Consider the following 21250-nt stretch of genomic DNA (forward strand, 5'->3'; position numbering starts at 1 on the left):
GGTCTTGCGTGACCCTCGATGAGACGGATCACGCCGCAGCCGCTGCGGTCCAGACCAACAGTCTCGGTCGTTGTTCCCTGCTACAGGTACGGGCACTTTCTGCCGGCTTGTGTGCGGAGCATCCTCGACCAGGACGGCGTCGACGTCGACGTCCTGATCGTCGACGACGCCTCACCCGACAACAGCGCCACGGTCGCGCGCCGGCTCGCCGAGGAAGACCCCCGGGTGCGGGTCATCGTGCACGAGGTCAACCGGGGCCACATCGCGACGTACAACGAAGGCCTGGCGGCGGTACACGGTGAGTACCTCGTGCTGCTCTCCGCCGACGACCTGCTCGCCCCGCGCAGCCTGGCCAACTCGACCGCACTGTTGCACGCCAATCCGGACGTCGGTCTGGTCTACGGGTTCACCCGGTCGTTCTCCGACGAGCCGCCACCGGCGCGGACCGCCCCGCGTTCCTGGTCGATCTGGCCGGGGGAGGAGTGGCTGAGCCTGCTCTGTCAGCGGGCGAGCAATCCCATCGCCACACCGGAGGTGGTGATGCGAGCCAAGACGATGCAGGATCTCGTCGGATACGACGCCCGGCTGCCACACGCCGCCGACTTCCTGTTGTGGCTGAGGGCCGCCACCCGGGCGTCGATCGGGCGGGTCAATGGCGTGGACCTGGCCTACTACCGAGTCCACGGAGAGAACATGCACATGGCGCAGTATCCGGGCGCGCTGCGCGACCTCACCGAGCGCAAGCGCGCCTTCGACATTCTCTTCGACGAGGACGGCGACCATGTGCCGGACGCGGCGCAGTTGCGGGAGGCGGCGAGCCGCGGCGTGGCCCGAGAGGCCCTGGTCGTGGCCTGCCAGGCGTACCACCGGGGTTTCCCGACCGACGAGCAGGCCGAGGTGCTGGGACGCCTCGCCGAGTTGGCTGAGCAGATCTTCCCGCCGTCGCGCACCACCCGGCTGCGGCGTTCCTACGACCTCCAGGTGGCCCGGGCCAGCAAGGGCAAGGGTCCGCTCGTGCCCCGGCGGGTGACGGCGCTGCGCAACCGCGCCGTCGACCATCTGCGGTGGCGGCGGTTTCGGCGATCCGGCATCGATGGCGCATTGGGGTGGCTATGACCGGCATGGACCGGAACGCCGACGACATCATCGTGCTCTCCGGGCTGACCAAGCTCTACGAGCCGACACCGCGCTGGATGCGGGTGTTCGCCAGATCGCATCTGCGCGAGACGGTCCGCGCCCTCGACGATGTGGATGTGGTCGTCCGCGCGGGCGAGATCTGTGCCGTCGTCGGCCCCAACGGTGCCGGGAAGACCACCCTGTTCCGCATCATCGTCGGACTGACGTCGGCCACCGCCGGGCACGGCAGTGTGCTCGGGCTCGACGTCGAGCGTGACGCGGAACAGGTCCGCCAGGTGGTCGGCTGGATGCCCTCGGAGGACCGCAGCCTGCTCATGCGAGCCACGTCGAGGGAGAACCTTCAGCTCCACGGCCGGTTGCAGGGCATGCCGCGCAATGATCTGACCGACCGCATCGAGCAGGTCCTCGAGACGGTCAACCTGACGCCGCAGACCGACACCGTGGTGGCCAGCATGTCGGCGGGGATGCGGGCCAGGTTGCGCCTGGCCAGGGCGTTGTTGCCCGGCCCGCGCGCGCTGATCCTCGACGAGCCGACCGGGCCGGTGGACCCGATCGCGGCGTACGGGTTGCTGACGCTGATCATGGATCTGGCGAAGCAGGAGCGGCTCGCGGTGCTGATCTCCTCGCACCGACTGGAGGAGATCGAAGCACTGCAGTCGCAGGCGCTCCTTCTCGACGGCGGAAAGGTCAGATACTCGGGCGACCTGGACCGGCTGCGCCGGGAGTGGGAGCGGCCGGAGCTGGAGCTCGTCGTCGCCGGACATCAGGACGCGCTCGCGATCGCCGATGGCCTCCTGACCCAGGGCATCGAGAGCCGGGTCGACGGCGTCAGCGTCCGGTGCCGTCCCACCGGCCTCGACGGTGTGGGCGGGGTACTGACCCGACTGGGCCCACTCACGGGCACCATCCAGCACGTCCGTGAGATTCCTATGCCGTTGCGTGATCTGATCGCGCAGGTGTACGCGCGAGGCAACCACGCCGAAGGAGACCCTCGATGAGCCTCGCCTACCCGTCCGTCGTCGGGAAGCGCTCGTTCGGCAGCAAGGTGCTCAACACCGTCGAGGCATACGTCCGAATCGACCTCGTCGAGGAGCGGATGTTCCCGGCCACGAGCATCATGCGCTACGTCGCGGCCGTCTTCCCGGTGCTGCTCTACTATTTCCAGGGCAACTTCCTGGCGATCTCCGATCAGCTCTTCGTCGTGATGGTCGTCGGCACGGCGGTGGTCGCCGGACTCCAGGACGCTCTCACCGCGCTCACCAGCCGGCTCAACTTCGCCATGGAGCGGGGCACGCTGGAAACCTATCTGGTCGAGCCGGTGCCGTGGGCGTTGATTCCAGTGGCGATGAACGTGTGGCGCAGCTGCACCGGTGCGCTGCTGGCGTGCTTCATGGTCGCCGTCGGCTGGCTGCTGGGAGCCCCGATCCAGGGATCCGGGGTACCGGGGGCGCTGCTGGTGCTCTTCCTCGGCATCATCGCCTGCAACGCGCTCGGCACGTTCGCAGCCGCGTTCATCGTGCTCTTCAAGCGGGGCGAGCCGGTGGTCATGCTCTTCAGCCTCGCCACCGCGGTGCTCGGCGGTGCGCTGTTCCCGATCAACGTCCTGCCGGAGTGGATCCGGTGGGCCAGCTATCTGATCCCGCAGACGTACGTGATCAGCGGGATCCGGCAGCTTCTCATCGCGGACGTGCCGCCGGACGGCCTATCGGTCGGTTGGTCCATCGGCATTCTCGCGGCCTTCTCGGTCGTGTCCTTCGCCGCCGGGCTGTTCGTCTTCGATCGCGCCCTGCGACTCGCCAGGCGGCTCGGAATCCTGAGCATCTGATGGCGTCTCTGGGAGGTGTCCGGTGATCCGATGGGCGACCGGGGCGGCGCGGCGGGCCGCCAGCCGGTACAGCCAGGCTGCGGACCTGAAGTGGCGGCAGCTGCCGCCCTTTACGGTCGCCACCCGGATGAGCGGTCGGTCGAGCGGGCCGACGGTCTATTACCTCGCGCCGCATCCGAACGGCACGTTCGGCGGAGTGCGCAACTCGTACCGGCACGTCGACAGCCTCAACGCGGCCGGGATCCCCGCGGCGGTGGTCCACGCCAAGAAGGGGTACCGGTGCACCTGGTTCGCCAACAGCACGCGGGTCATGAGCGCCTCGGATGTGGTCCTCGGTCCGGATGACCTGCTGGTGATCCCGGAGTGCTACGGCCCGGGGCTCGGCGGGGTGCCCGACGGGGTGCGGGTGGTCATCTTCAACCAGGGCGCGTACATCACGTTCGACCGGGTGCCCTATGAGACGACCGGGGCGGGCGCGCCCTACACCGGTGTGCCTGGCCTGGTCGGCCTGCTGGCCGTGTCGCAGAACAACGCCGAGTTGTTGCGGTACACGTTCCCGGATCTGCCGGTTGGTGTCGCCCGACCGGTCATCGATCCGCTGCTCTTCCACCCCGCAGACGAGCCGCCAGCGCGCCGGATCGCCTACCTCACCCACCGGCGGCCGGAGGAACGCGAGCAGTTGCGGCACATACTGCGCGCCCGCGGCCTGTTCGACCGCTGGGCGGAGACGCCCATCGCCGGCCGGTCGGAGTCGGAGACCGCGACTATCATGCGGGGCAGCGCAATCTTCCTGAGCTTCAGTCAACGCGAAGGGTTCGGGCTCCCTCCGGCCGAGGCCATGGCGAGCGCCTGCTTCGTCATCGGATACTCCGGGCCTGCCGGCCGGGAGTACTTCGAGCCGTCGGACTGCATCTCCGTCCCCGATGGGGACCTGCTCGCGTTCGCACGCGCCGTCGAGGATGCCTGTGCGGCCCACGACGACGACCCGGAGACGTTCCGCAAGGCCGGGTTGGCGGCTTCGGAACGAATCCTGGCGCGCTATTCGGCCGAATTGCTCCGGGCCGAGCTGCTGGCCTTCTACACACCGCTGGTCAGCGGCTCGCGCCGGTCCCGCGACAGCTGACTGGTCCCGCGACCTGATTAGTCCCGCAACAGCTCGGCCAGCCGCTGCGCCTGCCGCTCGGTCGTGAATTGTTCCTGCACCGCCTTGTGCCCGGCAGCACCGAGCGCCGTCGCCTCCGCCGGGTCCCGCAACAGCCGGATGATGGCCGCCGCCAATGCGTCGGCATCGCCCGGCGGCACCAGCACGCCCCATTCGCTGGACACGTAATCGCTCATGCCCGGCGTCGCGGTTATGACGATCGGTCGTCCACAGGCCATCGCCTCTAGCGCCACAGTCATCCCGCTCACATGCACGTTCGGCCGCAGCGCGACCACCACGACCTGGCTGCGCCAGTACAGCTCACGCAGCTGTGGGTGGCTCAGATGGGGATGCCGCACGCCGAGCTCGGCGGGCACGGGCACGTCATGCTGCGTCGCGATCTTGAATCGGGCATGGCCGATCGACTGCCGGACCAGGCACATCGCCCGAACCACCGTGTGGTGGTCCCGGTCGCGGTCGTTGCCGGCGCTCGCGACCAATCCGGGGACCGGCTCGTCGTCGCCCAGGGTGAAGAACTCCCCGTCGATGCCGAAGAGCAGGTGCCGCAGGCGATGCTCCGGAACACCCAGCTCGTCATGTAACACGGGCAGTTGAGCCGACGACAGTGCCCAGACCCGGTGCGCCCGGCGCAGCAGCGGAGCTGCGAGGCGCCGGTGCGTCCGGTCGCGGTCGGTCAGCGCGATGACGCCGGTGGCGACCGGGACACCGCCGCGGAGGATGGACGGCAAACCGGCCCGCTCGTCCCAGCACACACACAGGTCGGCGGAGCCTTGCAGCTCTGCCTTCCGCCAGGTCTCCGCCCATTCGTAACGGCCGAGCGCGCGCGCCGCGCGGGCCGCGTGGCGTCCGACCGGTCCGGCGGCGTAAGGCGGCGCGGCCGTGACCTGGTATCCGTAGCTGCCCAGCCGGTCCAGCCCGTAGGGCAACCGGTCGGGCACCTCGCCCGCAGCGTGCCGCCGTGTCCAGTCGGCCGCGTCCAGATTGCCGCTGAATCTGAGCTGAAGGTTCATATTCGCCACGAGTGGGACTCCTCTTTTCTCGGCACTAGGCGCCGCGGACGATTGCGGGGGACCAAGCGTCGGGCACCAGCACACGAGGCGTACCGGTGCCGTCGGCCGGCACCGCCCACACGTCGCTCGACGCCGAGCCGTTCGTGTCGCGGGGCAACCCGTACACGACGATGCTGTCGTCGAGCCACTCCGCCTGGTCGTCGACGCTGCGGGTCTCCGCCAGTGGCGTTTCTTGTCCAGTTGTTAGGTCCAGCACGGTGAGCCGCCACCTTCCCGCTGGAAGGTCGCCGCGTTTCTTGAACGCGACGCGGGTCCGGTCCGGCGACAGCGACGGGCATTCGACGTCCTGCCGCAACGCGGTCAGCCTCTGCCCGGACAGCGATCCCTCGACCAGCCAGGTTGTCTTTCCTGAGGCGGCCGTGGCGTAGAACCGGTCGTCGTCGACGAACGTCACCCCCCACACGTTCTTATCCGCCGCGGTGACCGTTCTGCCGTCGACGACCAACTTGAACCGCTCGATGTCGATCGGTTCGGCGCCGCCCGTCGGGCCGATCATGGTACGCGTGGAGAACTGCCCGGGGCTGGCGTACGAGTCGCCGTAGACGAATGTCGTGGTGGCGGTCAGCGTGCCGTGGGGTGACACTCGCGCCCGGCTGGGCAGGCCGGGCACTGGCCGCTCCGAAACCGCCGTCCACTGCGGGCCAAGGATCTTCACCTGGTACGTCGTGGCCAAGCCGCGCAGCGCCACCAGGCAGACGGCGGTACCGCGCACGGCGTGCACCCGGTCGCACGAGGCTGGGGTGAACGCGCGGGGGCCGGCCGGTGCGCTGAGCGGGGCCACCGCCACCCGGCCGTACCCGGCGCCGGTGGCGGTGCTGCGGAAGACCAGATGGGGTCCGGCGACCACGGACGCGGTGTCGTCGCGTACCGGCACGGCGGGTGTCTGCGTGGCCGCGTCGGCCTCGTTCGTCGCGACCTGTCGAAGGTAGAAAACCACGCCGGCGACGGCCACCAGCACGATTCCGGCGAAGACCCCGACTCGCAGCCGAAGACCGGTCATTTTCCCCCCTCGGCGCCAAGCAGGAGCCACGCGGCGGCCGGGATCGCCACGGCGAGCGCGACCGCGAATCCGAGCAGCGCCGGGTGGCGGCCCACCGCGACCCACAGCCCGCCGAAGGCCAGCGACGATGCGAACCGGGCCAGTACGACTACCGTCTGTGCGGCGGCGATCCCCGTTCCGCGCGCCGGCACGGGCACCAGCCGGCTGACCAGCGCGGCGAGCACCCCGTCGGAGGCGGCGTAGAACACGCCGAGGAGGAGCAGAGTGGCGGCCGTCCACACCAGACCCCCGAACGGACTCGCCGCGAACAGGTACGCCAACAGCAACGCCACGTGCCCGCCCACGAGGACGCGGGCGCGCCCGACCCGGTCGGCCAGGCGGCCCATCGGCACGGCCAGCGTGAGGTATGCGACGTTGGTACCGACGTAGAGCAGCGGGAAGAGCAGTGCGGTGAAGTCGTCACGGCGCTGCAGCGACAGGTACAGGAACCCGTCGCCGATGGTCAGCACCCCGAGCAGCCCGGCGGCGACGAGTGTCCGGCGCAGCCGCGGTCCGGTCGCCGTGCGGACCACCTCGCGTATGCCCAGCCGGGCAGTGCCGCCGCCGACCCGTCGATCGGGTACGAAGAGCACGAGGACCGCGAGACCGACCAGCGCCACGGCGAAGGAGACCACGAAGATCGCGTCGTACCCGCGGGGGAGCGCCGCCAGCAACGCGAACGCCGCGAGCGGCCCGATCGCCGCACCCAGCGTGTCCAGCGCACGGTGCACGCCGAATGACCGTCCCAGCATGCTGGGTTCCGAGGTGTCGGCGATCAGCGCGTCGCGGGGCGCTGTCCGCAACCCCTTGCCCAGCCGGTCGGCCGTGACGACCGCCGTGATGGCGGCCATCCCGTTGGCGGCCAGCATCGCGATCCGGCTCGCCGCGGAAACGCCGTATCCGACCACCGCTATCCATTTGGGCCGGCGGCTCCGGTCGCCCGAGTATCCGCCAAGGATCCGGACGAAGGCGCTCACCCCTTGGTACACGCCGTCCACAAAGCCGTATGCGAGGAGCCCGATGCCGATCTCGGCGGTCAGGTACAGCGGTAGGACAGCACTGACCATCTCCGAGGAGACGTCGGTCAGCAGGCTGACGATGCCGAGGAGCACGACGGTCCCGGCCACCCGCCGACGTACCCGGTTGGCCGGCGTCTCCCGCTCGCCGGTCAGGCTGTCTCGGACCGAGATGTACACCGCGCGATCAGCCGAGCGCTGATGCGAGTGCGGCCCCAACCCGTTCCTGCTGGACCGCGGTGATCTGAGGGTAGATCGGCAGCGACAGGACCTGGGCGGCGGCCTGCTCGGCGTGCGGAAAGCTCCCCGGTCCGTGGCGCAGGCCGGCGAAAGCGGGCGTCAGGTGCACCGGCACCGGGTAATGGATGCCGGCGCCGATGCCCTGCGCATTGAGGGCGGCCAGGATCTCGCCGCGGCGGGCGGCCGGCACGCGTACGACGTACAGGTGCCACACGTGCACATTGCCTGGTGCGGTCACCGGCCGCACGACATCGATCCCGGCGAGCAACCGGTCGTACCGGCCGGCCGCCTCGCGGCGGGCGGCGTTCCAGCTGTCGAGCCGGGCGAGCTTGGCCCGCAGCACGACCGCCTGCAGCGCGTCGAGGCGGCTGTTCACTCCGATCACGTCGTGCACGTACTTGCGCAGGCCACCGTGGCTGCCGAGGGTGCGTACCTTCGAGGCGAGCGCCTCGTCGTCGGTGACGACAGCGCCGGCGTCGCCGTACGCGCCAAGGTTCTTGCCCGGGTAGAAGCTGGTCGCCGCGATGCCACCAGCGCCGGCAGGGACGCCCAGCCGGGTGGCGCCCTGGCTTTGCGCGGCGTCCTCCACGATCGCGATGTCGCGCCCGTCGAGCAGGGCACGGAGCCGCTCGACCGGCGCGTGCTGGCCGTACAGGTGCACCGGTACGACAGCCCGGGTCGCCTGGGTGACCGCGGCGCGCGCCGCGTCGACGTCGATCAGGTAGGTCTCGGGGTCGACGTCGACCAGCACCGGCTGCCCACCGGCCCGCGCCACCGCCTCGGCCGTGGCTATGAACGTGTTGGCGGGCAGGATCACCTCGTCACCGGGCCCGACGCCGAGGGCGCGCAGCGCCAACTCCAGCGCGTCGGTGCCGTTGGCAACCCCAACGCAGTGCCCCACGCCGGCGAACGCCGCGTACTCGCGTTCGAAGGCGGTCACCTCGGGGCCGCCGATGAAGGCGGTGTCCGCCAGGATCCGTTTGAAGCCGATCGCGACCTCCTCGGCCACCTCGGCGTGCGTGGCCTGCAGGTCCACCAAGGGAATCGCGGTCATCGTGGAGTACTCCCGTGAAGAGCTGGCTGGCGGACAGAACGGAGGAACCGGGCCGGGCTGCCGGCCCACACCTGATCGGGGGGTACATCGCGGAGCACGACCGAGCCCATCCCGATGACCGAATTCGCGCCGACGGTGAGCGATTCGCGGATCAGCGCGCCCGCGCCGAGGTAGGCGCCCCGCCCGATCCGCACGGAACCGGAGATCCGCACGCCCGAGGCGATCGTGGCGTGTTCGGAGACGACGTCGTCGTGGGTGAGCACGGTCTGCGGCATGATGGCCACGTGTGCGCCGACCGTGACGTCGGCGGTCAGGACGACCTGAGCCAGCAGCACCGAGCCTGGCCCGACCGTGCAGTTGGCGGGCACCTCGGCCGACGGGTGTACGACGGTCGCGTACCGTGCTGGCGGCAGGCCCAGCCGCTGCACCACCTGCTCGCGGACGCCGGGGTTGCGTGCGTTGGCGATGCAGACCACCACGGCGGCATCGGGCAGGTCGGCGATCGCCTCCAGCGGGCCCAGCACCGGCAACCCGGCACGGATCACGCCGTGCAAGGCCGGGTCGTCGTCGAGAAAGCCGCGCAGCCGCCATGTCGGCGCTGCCGCGTTGATCGCCGCAACGGTGGCCGCCGTCTCCCGGGCTATTCCTCCGGCGCCGGCGATCACGAGATCGATGGTCATCGGCGGACCAGTCCACGAAGTGTTCCGACGATGTGGTCCTGGTCGTCCTCGGTGAGCGCATGGTGCAGGGGCAGGACCAGTGAGTCACGCGTGATCCGCTCGGTCACCGACAGCGGGGCTGGGCTGACGTCGGCGTACGCCGGCTCCAGGTGCGACGCCATGATGCCGCGCCGGGCGGACACCCCGGCGGCGGCGAGCGCGGCGAGGGTCTCGTCCCGCCCGACGCCGAACTCGTCGGTCAGCAGCACCCAGAAGGTCTGGAAGTTGGTGCGGCCGTGCGCCGGATCGCGGACCGCGACCGCGCCCGGCACGTCGGCCAGCAACTCGTGGTACCGCGCGGCGAGGCTGCGGCGCTGCGCCACGATCTCCCCGAGCTTGCCAAGTTGGACCAGGCCGATGGCGGCCTGGATGTCGGTCATCCGGTAGTTGTAACCCGTCTCCAGGTACGCCTCGAGGATCGGTTGGGCGCTCGCGTGCCGGTCCGCGGCCGACACGTTCATCCCGTGCTCGCGCAACCGGCGCAGCCGCACCGCCCAATCCGCGTTGTCGGTGGTGATCATCCCGCCTTCGCCGGTGGTGAGGAGCTTTCGCGGGTGAAACGACCACGCCGCGAGCAACGCCCCGGCACCGACCGGACGGCCGTCCACCATCGATCCTGCCGCGCACGCCGCGTCTTCGATCAGCGAAACGCCCCAGCGGTCGGCGGCGGTCCGCAGCGCGGACACCTCGGCCGGCACCCCGCCCTGGTGCACGGCGATGACGGCCCTTGTGCGCGACGTGCGCGCCGCGTCGAGCGTCGCCACCGTGACGTTGCCGGTGGCGACGTCCACGTCGGCGAAGACCGGCCGCGCTCCGACGTAGCGGACCGCGTTGGCGGTGGCAATGAACGACAGCGACGGGACGACCACCTCGTCACCGGGCTCCACCCCGACCGCGACGAGCGCGAGGTGCAGCGCCGTGGTGCAGGAGCTGACGGCGACGCCGTGGGCCGCACCGACACTGGCGGCGAACGCGGCCTCGAACGCCGCGACCCGAGGGCCCTGGGCAACCCACCCCGAGCGGACAGCGTCCGCCGCGGCCAGTGCCTCCTCCTCGCCGAGCGCGGGGAGCATCACCGGGATGCGGCGTGCCGCCTCGATGGTCACCGCGCCTCCTGGGACTCGCCGCGGGCGGGCTGCTCCGTGCGCCACCACTCGACCAGCCCCCGTAGGCCCTCCCGAAGTCCGATCTGTGCCCGGAAGCCGAGTGCCTCCGCGGCGGCGGAGGTGTCAGCGAGCCGCCGGGTGACCCCGTTGACCTTCCGCGCCGGGCCGTACTCCGGGGACAGGTCGCTCTTCATCACCGAGAGAAGCGTGCGGGCAAGCTCGTCGAGGCTGGTCTCGACCCCGCTGGCGATATTGAACACCTCGTCGGTGCGAGCCGACTCGGCGGCCAGGATGTTGGCCCGGGCGATGTCGACCACGTCTACGAAGTCCATCGTCTGGGTGCCGTCGCCGAGTATCAGCGGGGCGAGGCCCGCGTCGATGCGCTCCATCCAGCGGATCAGCACCTCGGTGTACAGCCCGTGGATGTCCATCCGCTGGCCGTACACGTTGAAGTACCGCAGGGCCACATAGTCCAGCCCGTACATCCCGTGGAAGCTGCGCAGCATGCCCTCGTTGAACGCCTTGGCGGCCCCGTAGAAATTGTCGTTGTTGTACGGGTGGTGCCGTTCGCTGGTGGGGAACTCCTCGGCCAGGCCGTAAACCGACGCCGACGACGAGGCGACCACCTTGCGGACGCCCTCGGCGGCCGCCGCCTCCAGCACGTTGAACGTGCCGTCGACGAGCACCTCATTGGCCAGCCGCGGCTCCTCGGCGCACTGCGTGATCCGGATGGCGGCAAGGTGGAAGACAAGGTCCTTGCCCCGGGTGACGTCGCGGACGAGGTCGGCATCGCGGATGTCCCCCTCCACCACGCGCACCCGATCGTTCTGCAGCGCCCACTGCAGGTTCTCGCGCCGGCCGCGCACGAAGTTGTCGAGAACGACAACCTCGCTGGCACCGCCGTGCACGAGCAGGTCGACCACGTGCGAGCCGATCGTGCCGGCTCCGCCCGTCACCAGGGCACGCGCATTCTTGACCGAAACCGCCGCACTCATCGTTCGGACTCTCCTTCCAGATCGACCATCACGCCGCCTTTGGCGAGACTGTGCGAGGCTGCCTGCAGGATCTGCAGAACCCGTAGGCCGGATCGGCCGTCGGTGAGCGCGGGCGACCCGGTGCGGATGGCGCGCGCGTACTCCTCGACCATGGTCCGCAGCGCCTCGCGCTCAGTCAGTGCCGGCGCCACCATGTCCCCCGAGCGGTAGGACACCAGCATGTCGTGGCGCTCTTCGGCGCCGAGCTCGTCAGGCGTCGCCACGTCGACGCCCCGATCGAAGATCGCCAGCCGCTGGCTGGGGTTGAGGTCGTCCCAGACCAGGGTGCGCTTGGATCCACCGATGATGGCGGTGCGGATCTTGACAGGGGAGAGCCAGTTGACGTGGATGTGTGCGATCGCACCGGTGTTGAGCTGGAGCGTGAGGTATGCGACGCAACTGCGGCCGGCGCCGATGCCGTCGACACCGTGCGCGGCGACAGCCACCGGCACGACGCCTGGCGGCAGTACGAAATCCAGGATGGACAGATCGTGCGGCGCCAGGTCCCAGATCACGTCGATGTCGCGCTGGACCAGACCGAGATTGATGCGAACCGAGTCGAGGTAGTGCAGCTCGCCCAGATCGCCCGAATGCAGCAACTCGCGGATGCGAAGGACTGCCGGGGTGTAGCAGTAGGTGTGGTCGCACATGAGCGTGAGCCGGCGCCGGTCGGCCTCCTCGACGAGTTGGCGGCCCTCGTCGTACGTGGCGGCGAGCGGCTTCTCCACCAGTACGTGCTTGCCGGCGCGCAGCGCGGCCAATGCCACCGGCAGGTGGGTGCCGGCCGGGGTGGCGATTGCGACGGCCCGTACCGCGTCATCGGCCAGTACCGTGTCGAGGTCGTCGGTGACCTGCACGGTCGAATAGTCCCCGAGCACGCGGCGGGCCCGTTCGACGTCGAGGTCACACAGCCAGCGGAGGCGGAACGCCGTGGATCCTTGGAAGTTGCGAACCAGGTTGGGGCCCCAGTAGCCAGCGCCGATCACGGCGATCCCGATGGGTTTGTCGGAGACGGCAGGTGAAGAAATCACGGCAATCCGTTTCGTCTACGGCGGTTCGTAGTGGGCGACCATGGGGCCAACGTGCGGCACACCCGCGGCGTGTGACAACGATTGGCACCCGTTGACCTGGTCGTGGTCCGCCCCGGGAAGTTACCGGCCGGCGATCGGCCTGGACAGCACTGTGTCGGATTTCGGCGGGCTGCTGCCGGGGAACCGATACCTTCGGCCCACGTGCCTCGGCTGCCGGTCGCGTCATTTCCAACCGACGGGTGCGTAATACCAGCCGCCTCAACGGCGGCCGGCAGCCTGCGCTCGTTCCTACAGTGATGGGCACCAAACTCGCGAAGAGGAACGAGATGATCGATTCTGTTGAGCCGCGCCGGGACGACGTGTTCGTCGCACCCGGCGCCGATGTCGATGCACGCGCGACGATCCAGGCAGGCACCAGGATCTGGCATCTCGCGCAGGTGCGGGAGAACGCCTGCCTCGGGCGCGACTGCGTGATCGGCCGGGGCGCGTATGTCGGACCCGGAGTGCGCCTCGGCGACAACGTGAAGGTCCAGAACTACGGTCTCGTCTACGAGCCCGCCGTGCTGGGCGACGGCGTCTTCGTGGGGCCCGCAGCAGTGCTCACCAACGATGAGTACCCGCGGGCGGTGACGCCGGAGGGCCGACTCAAGGGCGGTGACGACTGGACAGCGGTTGGGGTCATCGTAGGAGAGGGCGCGGCGATCGGAGCTCGTGCCGTCTGTGTAGCGCCCGTGACGGTCGGCCGTTGGGCGTTGGTCGCTGCGGGCGCCGTCGTCACCAAGGACGTGCCCGACTTCGCACTCGTGGTTGGCGTCCCGGCCCGCAGGGTGGCCTGGGTAGGCCGCGCAGGCGAGCCGCTGGCGCCCAAGGGCGACGGCCGGTTCGTCTGTCCCCGCACCGGCGGTGAGTACCTGGAGCTGGCCGGCGTACTTACGGAGGTATGAGTGCGGGGAAACCTCTTACCTGACTTCCGTGAGGAATTAGCCGCACATCGGTTGTCCGGAAAACACGGGGCCTATCAGTGACCACGTGTAGAACCGCAGCGACGCACTCCGACAATCAGTCGAAGGGAACGGGCCGCCGCGCCACGTCGGTATGAACCAATGGGCCGGGGCCTCATCAGGGTGAGCAGAACTAGTGTCGCCTGTCTGAAGTGATTTGACGGATGGGGTGTGGGACAGTGGGGCATGTCCGACCCGGCCTGGAACCCGCCTGCTTCGGCCGCACGCCACAGTGGGCTACAGCGGTGGCCAACACGTCGGTTCCACATGATGAGTCGCACTCCGCCGAGTATTCGGTGGGGTTGACGTAACGGAGCAGTGGTTCTTTTGCGTCGTAGACCCGCCGGCTGTAAGCCGAACAGAGGAAGGTCAACGACAACCACGTCCATGGCCGTCGGCGTTGTGGCAGCGTCACCCAAGAGAGGGCGTGACGGAAGCGGCACTCCAGTGCCGTGATCTGCGGTGAGAGGGGATCCCCACATGGGCGCATCGTCCACCGGCCTGCTCGCCGCGGAGGGCCCCGGCTCCGTCTCGCAGGCTCCGAACCTGCCGGACGGGTTCACGGACACGTTCACCAGCCGGTACGTCGACGCCGGGGTACTGCGTCTGCACGCGGTCATCGGAGGCGACGGGCCGCCGCTGCTGCTGGTACACGGCTGGCCCCAGACCTGGTACGCATGGCGGCTGATGATGCCGGCGCTGGCCGAGAACTTCGAGGTGATCGCGGTCGATCAGCGTGGTATGGGGCTGTCCGACAAGCCCCGGGACGGCTACGACACCGCAACCGTCGCAAACGACCTTGTGGCGTTGATGGACGCGCTCGGCCACCAGCGGTTCGCCATGGTCGGCTGCGACACCGGACTGCTCATCGGCTACGCCCTGGCCGCTGATCACCCCGACCGGGTCGACCGCCTGGCCCTCGGGGAAGCCCCTCTTCCGGGCGTGTCTCCCACGCCGCCACTGTTCCTTCCCGCGCCGCTCAACGAACGCCTGTGGCACATCCCGTTCAACGCACTTCCAGAGGTCAACGAGAAGCTCGTCAGCGGGCGGGAGGACATCTTCTTAGGCGCGAAGTTTTCGGCCGCGGCCGGAAAGAAGAACCTGTCCACCGACGCCGTCAAGTACTACGTCGACCTCCTCGCGGCCGACCCGGAGGCGCTGCGCGGCAGCTTCGAGCTCTACCGCGCTTTCCCGGTGACCCAGGCGCAGAACGAGCAGCGCAAGACCCGGCGGCTGACGATGCCCGTCCTGGCGATCGGCGGAGCGGAAAGCTTCGGCGAACAGGTCGGCAAGTGGATGGACCTCGTCGCGGACGACGTGCAAACCGTGGTCCTGCCCGACTGCGCGCACTGGGTCGCCGAGCAGGCTCCGGACGCGATGCTGGCCGCCCTGATCGGGTTCCTGGCCCCGTACCGGGACGGGTGGCTCGCGGCCCGCAATCCGCGCTGAGCCTGTCGGGTGCGGCCCGGGGAGCGCGTCGCTTGCTCGGCGGAGGTCGCCGGCCGATGCACAAGTTACCGCGCACGTCGGTGAAGGCGGTCGGAGCGTTGCAAGGTGAACAGGGCCAGCTCGGCCAGGGTCGACACGATCGGCGTTTGGGCGGTGACCTCCAGCAACCCGGTGGTCTCCGAGCCCAGCATGAAGCCGGCGAACAGGAAGAGCACCGCGGTGGAGAGGATGGTCCGGTGGGCCAGGCTGGAGAGCAGGACGGCCAGCAGCAGGACGGCGGCGAACGCGAAGAGCAGCACCGGAACTCCTGAAATCAGGGGTCGACGAAGTCACTGCCGACCAGACTTCCCGGTGCACCGACCTGATCTTAGGGTTTCCCGTCAAGCCGGCGGCGTCCGCAGGGCGGGACGCGGTGGGCACCGCACCGGGGCGGTGGCGGGCCGTGACAGACTGACCGCTGTGTTGCGCTGGTTGACTGCAGGTGAATCGCACGGTCCCGCCCTCGTCGCGCTGCTGGAGGGGGTGCCGGCCGGTATCGAGGTGACCTCCACCGAGATCGCCGACGAGCTGGCCCGCCGGCGGCTGGGCTACGGCCGTGGCGCCCGGATGTCGTTTGAGCGGGACGAGGTCGAGGTACTCGGCGGCCTGCGGCACGGCGTCAGCCTGGGCAGCCCGGTGGCGATCCGGGTGGGCAACTCCGAGTGGCCGAAGTGGCGCACGGTGATGGCCGCCGACCCGGTGGACCCCGACGAGCTCGCCCGGCAGGCCCGCAACGCCCCGCTGACCCGCCCCCGGCCCGGCCACGCCGACCTGGCCGGCATGCAGAAGTACGGCCACACCGACGCCCGGCCGATCCTGGAGCGGGCCAGCGCCCGGGAGACCGCCGCCCGGGTCGCCGTCGGCACGGTCGCCAAGGCACTGATCCGTCAGGCGCTCGGCATCGAGATCGTCTCGCACGTCGTCGAGTTGGGCCCGGTGGCCGCGAAGCCCGGGCTGCGCCCCACCCCGGAGGACGCCGCCCGGATCGACGCCGACCCGCTGCGCTGCCTCGACCCGCAGGCCAGCGCCCTCATGGTCGCCGAGGTGGACGCCGCGAAGAAGGACGCCGACACCCTCGGCGGCGTGGTCGAGGTGCTGGCGTACGGGGTGCCGCCGGGGCTGGGCAGCCACGTGCAGTGGGACCGCAAGCTCGACGCCCGGCTGGCCACCGCGTTGATGTCGATCCAGGCGATCAAGGGCGTGGAGATCGGCGACGGCTGGCAGCAGGCCCGGTCCCGGGGCTCCGAGGCGCACGACGAGATCATCCCGTCGGCCACCGGCGTCCGCCGGGTCACCGACCGGGCCGGCGGGCTCGAGGGCGGCATCACCACCGGCGAGCCGCTGCGGGTCCGCGCCGCGATGAAGCCGATCTCGTCGCTGAACCGGGCACTGGCCACCGTGGACGTCACCACCGGCGAGCCGGCCACCGCGATCAACCAGCGCTCGGACGTCTGCGCGGTGCCCGCCGCGGCGGTGGTCGCCGAGGCGATGGTCGCGCTGGTGCTGGCCGAGGCGGCCACCGAGAAGTTCGGCGGGGACTCGGTCGCCGAGATCCGCCGCAACCTGACCGGCTACCTCGACGCGCTGGTCATCCGCTGATGGCGCCGGTCATCGTGCTGGTCGGCGCACCCGGCTGCGGCAAGACCACCGTGGGGCGGGTGCTCGCCGAGGCCCTCGGGGTGGAGTTCCGCGACACCGACACCGACATCGAACGGATGGCCGGCAAGCCCATCCCGGAGATCTTCATCGACGAGGGCGAGGAGCACTTCCGTACCCTCGAACGGGCCGCGGTGGCCGCGGCGCTGGCGGCCAGCACCGGGGTGCTCGCCCTCGGCGGGGGTGCGGTGCTGGCCGAGGAGAACCGCGCCGCCCTGGTCGGGCACCGGGTGGTGCACCTCTCGGTCGAGCTGCCCGACGCGGTGAAGCGGGTCGGGCTCGGCGCCGGTCGGCCGCTGCTGGCGATCAACCCGCGGGCCACCCTCAAGCACCTGATGGATCAGCGCCGGCCGCTCTACACCGAGGTGGCCACCGCGACGGTGCGCACCGACGGTCGGACCCCGGAGGACATCGTCGCCGAGATCGCCGCGCTGCTGCCCCGCTGACCCGGTCAGCCGCTGGTCGGACGGCGGGCGGGGCCGTTGTCGACGAGCCGGAAGGTGCTCGGCAGCGGGGCGTCGCCCAGCTCTTCGAGGATCAGGCCGCTGGTGGCGGAGTGCTGTAGGTACGCCGAGTCGTTGCTGATCGCGTACGCACCCTTGCCGCTGGCGGTGATCGTGAACTGCTGACCCGGGTTGGCGGTGTCGCAGACCGCCCCCTCGACGGTCAGTGACTCTGTGGTGCGAGGGTTGCGCACCTGCCAGCAGGACGGCTCATCGTTGGCGGGATGGCTGTTGGGCTGGCCGTACGCCTTGATCAGGTATTTGTCGCCACCGATCGGCGTCGGGACGAACCGTTGGCGGCCGCTGTCGTCGTCGGCCTCGACGAGCTGGCCGTAGAGCGACACTCCGGACTCGAATGACTGCACCCGGACGATGGCGACCTCCCGTGTACCGGACAGGACGGGGTCGGTCGGACCTGCCGGGGTGGACGGCGGCGGGGTGGACGGCGACGGTGGCGACACCGTCGCCGTCGCGGGTGCCGAGGCGGAGGGCCCGGCGGAGGCGGCGGGGTCTGCGGGCGGGTCGGCCTGGCAGGCCACCAGCGCCCCGGCGCACGTCAACATCGCCGCGCCGGTAGCCCATTTCACCGTCGACATGCCCGACTCCTCACCCCTGCCCCGCGACTGTCCGCCGGGCATCACCATGGACGCGACCACCGCGCCGACACACCCTCCCACAGGCCTGTCACCGCCCGCCGTTTCACCCCGGCCGGCGTATTTCGTCCGTCGTGGTCGGGTGTGGCGGGCCGGTGGCAGGCACTGCCTCAGCTGCGGGCGATGGCGTCGAGCACGTCGGCCAGGGCCTTGGGCTCGCTGAGCATCGGCCAGTGCCCGGTGGGCAGCTCGAACAGTTGACCACCGGCCAGCCCGGTGAAGAACGGGTGCCCCTGTCCGATCATCTGCTCCACCACCGCCAGCGGGAAGGTGCTGGCGACCAGCGCGGTCGGCACCGGGCGGCCGCCGGTGCGCCGCACCGGGTCGGTCGCCGCCCGTAGCGGCTGCCCAGTGGCCCGGGCGCGCAGCAGGGCCAGCGTCGGCTCGTCCAGTCCGGCCAGGTTGGCCGGGTCGGCCGCCGGATCCCAGGCCGGCGGTGGCAGCAGGTGACCAGTACCGATGGCGGCCCGCAGCGCCTGTTGCTCCTCGGGTGGCACCGTGTCGAACTGCGCCGTGCCGTCCGGCAGCGGCCCGCTCTCCACGTAGACCACCCGGGCGATCCGGTCCGGGATGCGGTCCGCCGCCTGGGCGACCGGCATGCCACCGCCGGAGTGCCCGACCAGCAGCACCTCCCGCAGGTCCTCGACCTCGATCAACCGGACGATGTCGAGGGTGTGCGTCTCCAGGCTCACCTCGGGCCCGGCGAGATGGTCCCGCTCGGCCAACCCGGTCAGCGTCATCGGGTAGACCTCATGCCCCTGCGCGCGCAGCGCACCGGTCACGTCCCGCCACGCCCAGGCACCCAACCAGAACCCCGGTACCAGCACGAACGTCGCCATCTGTCGCTCCTTCTCTCGGTTGTGGCCACGACCGTACGATTGCAACCGGACAGAATCCGCCCGGTTTAGAGGAGTGGTCTGTGTCACATCCTGCGGCTCGGGTGCTGGCCCTGCTCGAACTGCTGCAGACGCGGCACCGGGCGACCGCCGCCGAGCTGGCCGGCCGGCTCGGCGTGGACGAGCGCACCGTGCGCCGGTACGCGGCCACCCTGGTCGAGATGGGCATCCCGGTCACCGCCGACCGGGGCCGCCACGGCGGCTACCGGCTGCACCCCGGGTTCAAGCTGCCGCCGCTGATGCTCACCGACGACGAGGCGGTGGCCGTGCTGCTCGGCCTGGTCGTCGCCGAACGGGTCGGGCTGGGCACCGAGCAGCCGGCCACCGCCACCGCGCTGGCGAAGATCCGGCGGGTGCTGCCGGCGGCGCTCGCCGACCGGTTGGCCGCCGTGCAGGAGCACCTCGGCTTCACCCTGTGGCGCCCCGAGGCGCAGCGGGGGCCGACGTCGGGCACCCTGCTCACCCTGGCCGCGGCTGCCCGACACCGGCAGCGGGTGGCGCTGGACTACCGCTCCTGGCGGGGTGAGCAGTCGCACCGTGAGCTCGACCCGTACGGGCTGGTCTTCCACGCCGGCCGCTGGTACGTCACCGGCCACGACCACCGGCGTGGGCAGATCCGCACGTTCCGGCTGGACCGGATCGGCGCCGTGACGCCCGGCGCGGCGACGTTCACCGTGCCGGACGGCTTCGACCCGGTGGCCCGGGTGACCCGGTCGCTGGCCGGCGTGCCGTACACGCACGAGATCGAGGTGCTGCTGGAGACCGACCTGGTCGCCGCCCGCCGTCGCGTCCCGCCCAGCGTGGCCGAGCTGACCGCCACCACCGACGGGGTGCTGCTGCGGGGCCGCGCGGAGAGCCTGCCCGGCGCGGCCGCGCTGCTCGCCGGGCTGGGCTGCCCGTTCACCGTGCGGCACCCGGACGCGCTGCGCGCCGCGGTGGCCGAGCACGCCCGCCTGCTGGCCGACTGGGCCGCCCGGCCAGCAGGTGGGCAGCTGCCGTCACCGCGCCCTCCGCTGGACTAGGCTGCCGGCGATGGACGAGGTGACCCGGATCCCGGTCGGCGGCGAGCGGCCGTACGACGTGCTGGTCGGACGAGACCTGCTGGACACGCTGCCTGGGCTGCTGCCCGGCGCGACCCGCGCGGCGGTGCTGCACGCGCCCCCGCTGAAGGCGCTGGCCGACGCGATCGGCGAGCGGCTGCGCGCGGCCGGCGTCGAGCCGCTGCCGATCGAGGTGCCCGACGCCGAGGCGGGCAAACAGATCGACGTGGCCGCCGAGTGCTGGGACCGGCTCGGTGCGGCCGGTTTCACCCGTACCGACGCGGTGGTCGGGGTCGGCGGCGGCGCGGTGACCGACCTGGCCGGCTTCGTCGCGGCCTGCTGGCTGCGCGGCGTGCGCTGGGTGCCGGTGGCCACCTCGTTGCTGGGCATGGTGGACGCCGCGGTGGGCGGCAAGACCGGAATCAACACCGCCGCCGGCAAGAACCTGGTGGGCGCGTTCCACCCACCGGTCGGGGTGCTGGCCGACCTGGCCACCCTGGACAGCCTGCCCGCCACCGACCTGGCGGCCGGGTTGGCCGAGGTGGTCAAGTGCGGCTTCATCGCCGACCCGGCGATCCTGGACCTGGTCGAGCGTGAGCCGGCGGCGGCCACCGACCCGCGGGGGCCGGTCGCCCGGGAGCTGATCGAGCGGGCGATCCGGGTCAAGGCCGACGTGGTCTCCGGCGACCTGCGTGAGTCGGGCCTGCGGGCGGTGCTCAACTACGGGCACACGCTGGCCCACGCGATCGAGCGGGTCGAGGGCTACCGCTGGCGGCACGGCCACGCTGTCGCCGTCGGCCTGGTGTACGCCGCCGCGCTGGCCCGGCTCGCCGGCCGGCTGGACGCGCCGACCGCCGAGCGGCACCGGAGCGCCCTGGCCGCGCTCGGCCTGCCGGTGAGTTACCCGACCGACGCCTGGCCGCAGCTCCTGGCCGCGATGCGGGTGGACAAGAAGGCCCGGGGCAGTCAGCTCCGCTTCGTGGTGCTGGACGGGCTGGCCCGCCCGGCGATGTTGGAGGGGCCGGACGACGAGTTGCTCGCGGCCGCCTACCGGGAGGTGGGTGTCGCGTGAGCGCGAGGAGTGGGCCGGGTTTGCGAGCCCCGCAGTCGCGAACGAAAGGTGGCCCGGCGTGAAGGTCTACGTCCTCAACGGGCCGAACCTGCGCCGGTTGGGCTCCCGCGAGCCTGCCGTGTACGGCGCGGCCAGCTACGCCGACCTGGTGGCGCTCTGCGAGCACACCGGCAAGGAGTTGGGGCTCGACGTGACGGTCCGGCAGACCGACGCCGAGCACGAGCTGCTCGGCTGGCTGCACGCCGCCGCCGACGAGGGCGCCGCGGTGGTGCTCAACCCGGCCGCCTGGTCGCACTACTCGTACGCGGTGCGGGACGCCTGCGCGATGCTGCGGGGGCCGTTGGTGGAGGTGCACATCTCCAACATCCATGCCCGCGAGGACTTCCGGCGCCACTCGGTGGTGTCCGCGGTGGCCGCTGGGGTGATCTGCGGGCTCGGCATTGACGGTTATCGCCTCGCCCTGCACCATCTGGCCGCCCGCTGAGGGGCCGTCCCGAGCGGGGGCCGG

At 71.0% G+C, this 21250-nt stretch carries 21 protein-coding genes and 1 pseudogene; 11 read left to right on the forward strand and 11 right to left on the reverse strand.

What is annotated here, in order from left to right; translation table 11 throughout:
• Window positions 1–18 precede the first annotated feature (18 nt).
• From OG470_RS18940 to OG470_RS18955, 4 genes are read left to right on the forward strand one after another with little or no spacing between them, the layout of a single operon-like run.
• Window positions 19–1116 (forward strand): glycosyltransferase family 2 protein, encoded by a 1098-nt coding sequence (locus OG470_RS18940; protein WP_328414045.1) that lies wholly within the window; start codon window positions 19–21, stop codon window positions 1114–1116.
• Window positions 1113–2135: an ABC transporter ATP-binding protein gene (locus tag OG470_RS18945; RefSeq protein WP_328414047.1), complete on the forward strand. Its 1023-nt coding sequence runs from the start codon at window positions 1113–1115 to the stop codon at window positions 2133–2135. Before OG470_RS18940 ends, OG470_RS18945 begins: the two co-directional genes overlap by 4 nt.
• On the forward strand, window positions 2132–2962 hold the full coding sequence (locus OG470_RS18950) for an ABC transporter permease (RefSeq protein WP_328414049.1): 831 nt from the start codon (window positions 2132–2134) through the stop codon (window positions 2960–2962). Before OG470_RS18945 ends, OG470_RS18950 begins: the two co-directional genes overlap by 4 nt.
• Before the next feature lie 22 nt (window positions 2963–2984).
• Complete coding sequence (locus OG470_RS18955; protein ID WP_328414050.1) at window positions 2985–4085, forward strand: glycosyltransferase; 1101 nt, start codon at window positions 2985–2987, stop codon at window positions 4083–4085.
• A gap of 17 nt (window positions 4086–4102) precedes the next feature.
• Here OG470_RS18955 and OG470_RS18960 read toward each other — a convergent pair whose 3' ends face one another.
• From OG470_RS18960 to OG470_RS18995, 8 genes are all read right to left on the reverse strand, one after another.
• Entirely contained in the window at window positions 4103–5062 is a 960-nt protein-coding gene (locus OG470_RS18960; RefSeq protein ID WP_328414051.1) for a glycosyltransferase family 4 protein, read from the reverse strand.
• Window positions 5063–5168: 106 nt separating this feature from the next.
• Entirely contained in the window at window positions 5169–6194 is a 1026-nt protein-coding gene (locus OG470_RS18965) for a hypothetical protein (protein ID WP_328414052.1), read from the reverse strand.
• Entirely contained in the window at window positions 6191–7429 is a 1239-nt protein-coding gene (locus tag OG470_RS18970; protein WP_328414053.1) for an MFS transporter, read from the reverse strand. Before OG470_RS18970 ends, OG470_RS18965 begins: the two co-directional genes overlap by 4 nt.
• 7 nt (window positions 7430–7436) lie before the next feature.
• Complete coding sequence (locus tag OG470_RS18975) at window positions 7437–8543, reverse strand: DegT/DnrJ/EryC1/StrS family aminotransferase (protein WP_328414055.1); 1107 nt, start codon at window positions 8541–8543, stop codon at window positions 7437–7439.
• Entirely contained in the window at window positions 8540–9223 is a 684-nt protein-coding gene (locus tag OG470_RS18980) for an acetyltransferase (protein WP_328414057.1), read from the reverse strand. Before OG470_RS18980 ends, OG470_RS18975 begins: the two co-directional genes overlap by 4 nt.
• On the reverse strand, window positions 9220–10368 hold the full coding sequence (locus OG470_RS18985; protein WP_328414059.1) for a DegT/DnrJ/EryC1/StrS family aminotransferase: 1149 nt from the start codon (window positions 10366–10368) through the stop codon (window positions 9220–9222). The genes OG470_RS18980 and OG470_RS18985 overlap by 4 nt, the downstream gene beginning before the upstream one ends.
• Window positions 10365–11363 (reverse strand): NAD-dependent epimerase/dehydratase family protein, encoded by a 999-nt coding sequence (locus tag OG470_RS18990; protein WP_328414061.1) that lies wholly within the window; start codon window positions 11361–11363, stop codon window positions 10365–10367. The genes OG470_RS18985 and OG470_RS18990 overlap by 4 nt, the downstream gene beginning before the upstream one ends.
• Entirely contained in the window at window positions 11360–12433 is a 1074-nt protein-coding gene (locus tag OG470_RS18995) for a Gfo/Idh/MocA family protein (RefSeq protein ID WP_328414063.1), read from the reverse strand. The genes OG470_RS18990 and OG470_RS18995 overlap by 4 nt, the downstream gene beginning before the upstream one ends.
• 296 nt (window positions 12434–12729) lie before the next feature.
• Here OG470_RS18995 and OG470_RS19000 point away from each other — a divergent pair, with 296 nt between their 5' ends.
• Together OG470_RS19000 and OG470_RS19005 are read left to right on the forward strand one after the other, a co-directional pair.
• Window positions 12730–13377: an acyltransferase gene (locus OG470_RS19000; protein WP_328414065.1), complete on the forward strand. Its 648-nt coding sequence runs from the start codon at window positions 12730–12732 to the stop codon at window positions 13375–13377.
• Window positions 13378–13914: 537 nt separating this feature from the next.
• Entirely contained in the window at window positions 13915–14883 is a 969-nt protein-coding gene (locus OG470_RS19005) for an alpha/beta fold hydrolase (RefSeq protein ID WP_328414067.1), read from the forward strand.
• A gap of 89 nt (window positions 14884–14972) precedes the next feature.
• Here OG470_RS19005 and OG470_RS19010 read toward each other — a convergent pair.
• A pseudogene (locus OG470_RS19010) lies at window positions 14973–15226 on the reverse strand (cation:proton antiporter); the annotation flags it as partial.
• A 116-nt stretch (window positions 15227–15342) separates the two neighbouring features.
• Between OG470_RS19010 and aroC the strand changes: the two are divergent.
• Together aroC and OG470_RS19020 are read left to right on the forward strand one after the other, a co-directional pair.
• Complete coding sequence (gene aroC / locus OG470_RS19015) at window positions 15343–16521, forward strand: chorismate synthase (RefSeq protein WP_328414069.1); 1179 nt, start codon at window positions 15343–15345, stop codon at window positions 16519–16521.
• Window positions 16521–17024 carry a shikimate kinase gene (locus tag OG470_RS19020; protein ID WP_328414071.1) on the forward strand — a complete coding sequence of 168 codons (504 nt, stop codon included), beginning with the start codon at window positions 16521–16523 and terminating at the stop codon, window positions 17022–17024. The genes aroC and OG470_RS19020 overlap by 1 nt, the downstream gene beginning before the upstream one ends.
• Before the next feature lie 5 nt (window positions 17025–17029).
• Here OG470_RS19020 and OG470_RS19025 read toward each other — a convergent pair whose 3' ends face one another.
• Together OG470_RS19025 and OG470_RS19030 are read right to left on the reverse strand one after the other, a co-directional pair.
• Window positions 17030–17677 (reverse strand): hypothetical protein, encoded by a 648-nt coding sequence (locus OG470_RS19025; RefSeq protein WP_328414072.1) that lies wholly within the window; start codon window positions 17675–17677, stop codon window positions 17030–17032.
• A gap of 167 nt (window positions 17678–17844) precedes the next feature.
• Window positions 17845–18573 carry an alpha/beta fold hydrolase gene (locus OG470_RS19030; RefSeq protein WP_328414074.1) on the reverse strand — a complete coding sequence of 243 codons (729 nt, stop codon included), beginning with the start codon at window positions 18571–18573 and terminating at the stop codon, window positions 17845–17847.
• A gap of 80 nt (window positions 18574–18653) precedes the next feature.
• Here OG470_RS19030 and OG470_RS19035 point away from each other — a divergent pair, with 80 nt between their 5' ends.
• From OG470_RS19035 to aroQ, 3 genes are read left to right on the forward strand one after another with little or no spacing between them, the layout of a single operon-like run.
• Window positions 18654–19652 carry a helix-turn-helix transcriptional regulator gene (locus OG470_RS19035; RefSeq protein ID WP_328414076.1) on the forward strand — a complete coding sequence of 333 codons (999 nt, stop codon included), beginning with the start codon at window positions 18654–18656 and terminating at the stop codon, window positions 19650–19652.
• Window positions 19653–19662: 10 nt separating this feature from the next.
• Window positions 19663–20742, forward strand: coding sequence for a 3-dehydroquinate synthase (aroB, locus tag OG470_RS19040; protein WP_328414077.1), 1080 nt, complete (start codon window positions 19663–19665; stop codon window positions 20740–20742).
• Between the two features lie 58 nt (window positions 20743–20800).
• The gene (gene aroQ, locus OG470_RS19045; RefSeq protein WP_328414079.1) at window positions 20801–21226 is read left to right on the forward strand and encodes a type II 3-dehydroquinate dehydratase; all 426 of its coding nucleotides are present in this window, start codon (window positions 20801–20803) and stop codon (window positions 21224–21226) included.
• The last annotated feature ends 24 nt before the right edge of the window (window positions 21227–21250 follow it).

The organism is Micromonospora sp. NBC_00389 (genome assembly GCF_036059255.1).
Classification (GTDB): Bacteria; Actinomycetota; Actinomycetes; order Mycobacteriales; family Micromonosporaceae; genus Micromonospora.

Bases quoted from the DNA above. Each gene is read 5' to 3' on its own strand.
- OG470_RS19000 (WP_328414065.1), top strand. From the start codon at position 12,730: ATGGGCACCAAACTCGCGAAGAGGAACGAGATGATCGATTCTGTTGAG.
- OG470_RS18950 (WP_328414049.1), top strand. From the start codon at position 2,132: ATGAGCCTCGCCTACCCGTCCGTCGTCGGGAAGCGCTCGTTCGGCAGC.
- OG470_RS18965 (WP_328414052.1), bottom strand. From the start codon at position 6,194: ATGACCGGTCTTCGGCTGCGAGTCGGGGTCTTCGCCGGAATCGTGCTG.
- OG470_RS19020 (WP_328414071.1), top strand. From the start codon at position 16,521: ATGGCGCCGGTCATCGTGCTGGTCGGCGCACCCGGCTGCGGCAAGACC.
- OG470_RS18980 (WP_328414057.1), bottom strand. From the start codon at position 9,223: ATGACCATCGATCTCGTGATCGCCGGCGCCGGAGGAATAGCCCGGGAG.
- OG470_RS18975 (WP_328414055.1), bottom strand. From the start codon at position 8,543: ATGACCGCGATTCCCTTGGTGGACCTGCAGGCCACGCACGCCGAGGTG.
- OG470_RS18990 (WP_328414061.1), bottom strand. From the start codon at position 11,363: ATGAGTGCGGCGGTTTCGGTCAAGAATGCGCGTGCCCTGGTGACGGGC.
- OG470_RS18945 (WP_328414047.1), top strand. From the start codon at position 1,113: ATGACCGGCATGGACCGGAACGCCGACGACATCATCGTGCTCTCCGGG.
- OG470_RS19025 (WP_328414072.1), bottom strand. From the start codon at position 17,677: ATGTCGACGGTGAAATGGGCTACCGGCGCGGCGATGTTGACGTGCGCC.
- aroB (WP_328414077.1), top strand. From the start codon at position 19,663: ATGGACGAGGTGACCCGGATCCCGGTCGGCGGCGAGCGGCCGTACGAC.
- OG470_RS18940 (WP_328414045.1), top strand. From the start codon at position 19: ATGAGACGGATCACGCCGCAGCCGCTGCGGTCCAGACCAACAGTCTCG.
- OG470_RS19030 (WP_328414074.1), bottom strand. From the start codon at position 18,573: ATGGCGACGTTCGTGCTGGTACCGGGGTTCTGGTTGGGTGCCTGGGCG.
- OG470_RS19005 (WP_328414067.1), top strand. From the start codon at position 13,915: ATGGGCGCATCGTCCACCGGCCTGCTCGCCGCGGAGGGCCCCGGCTCC.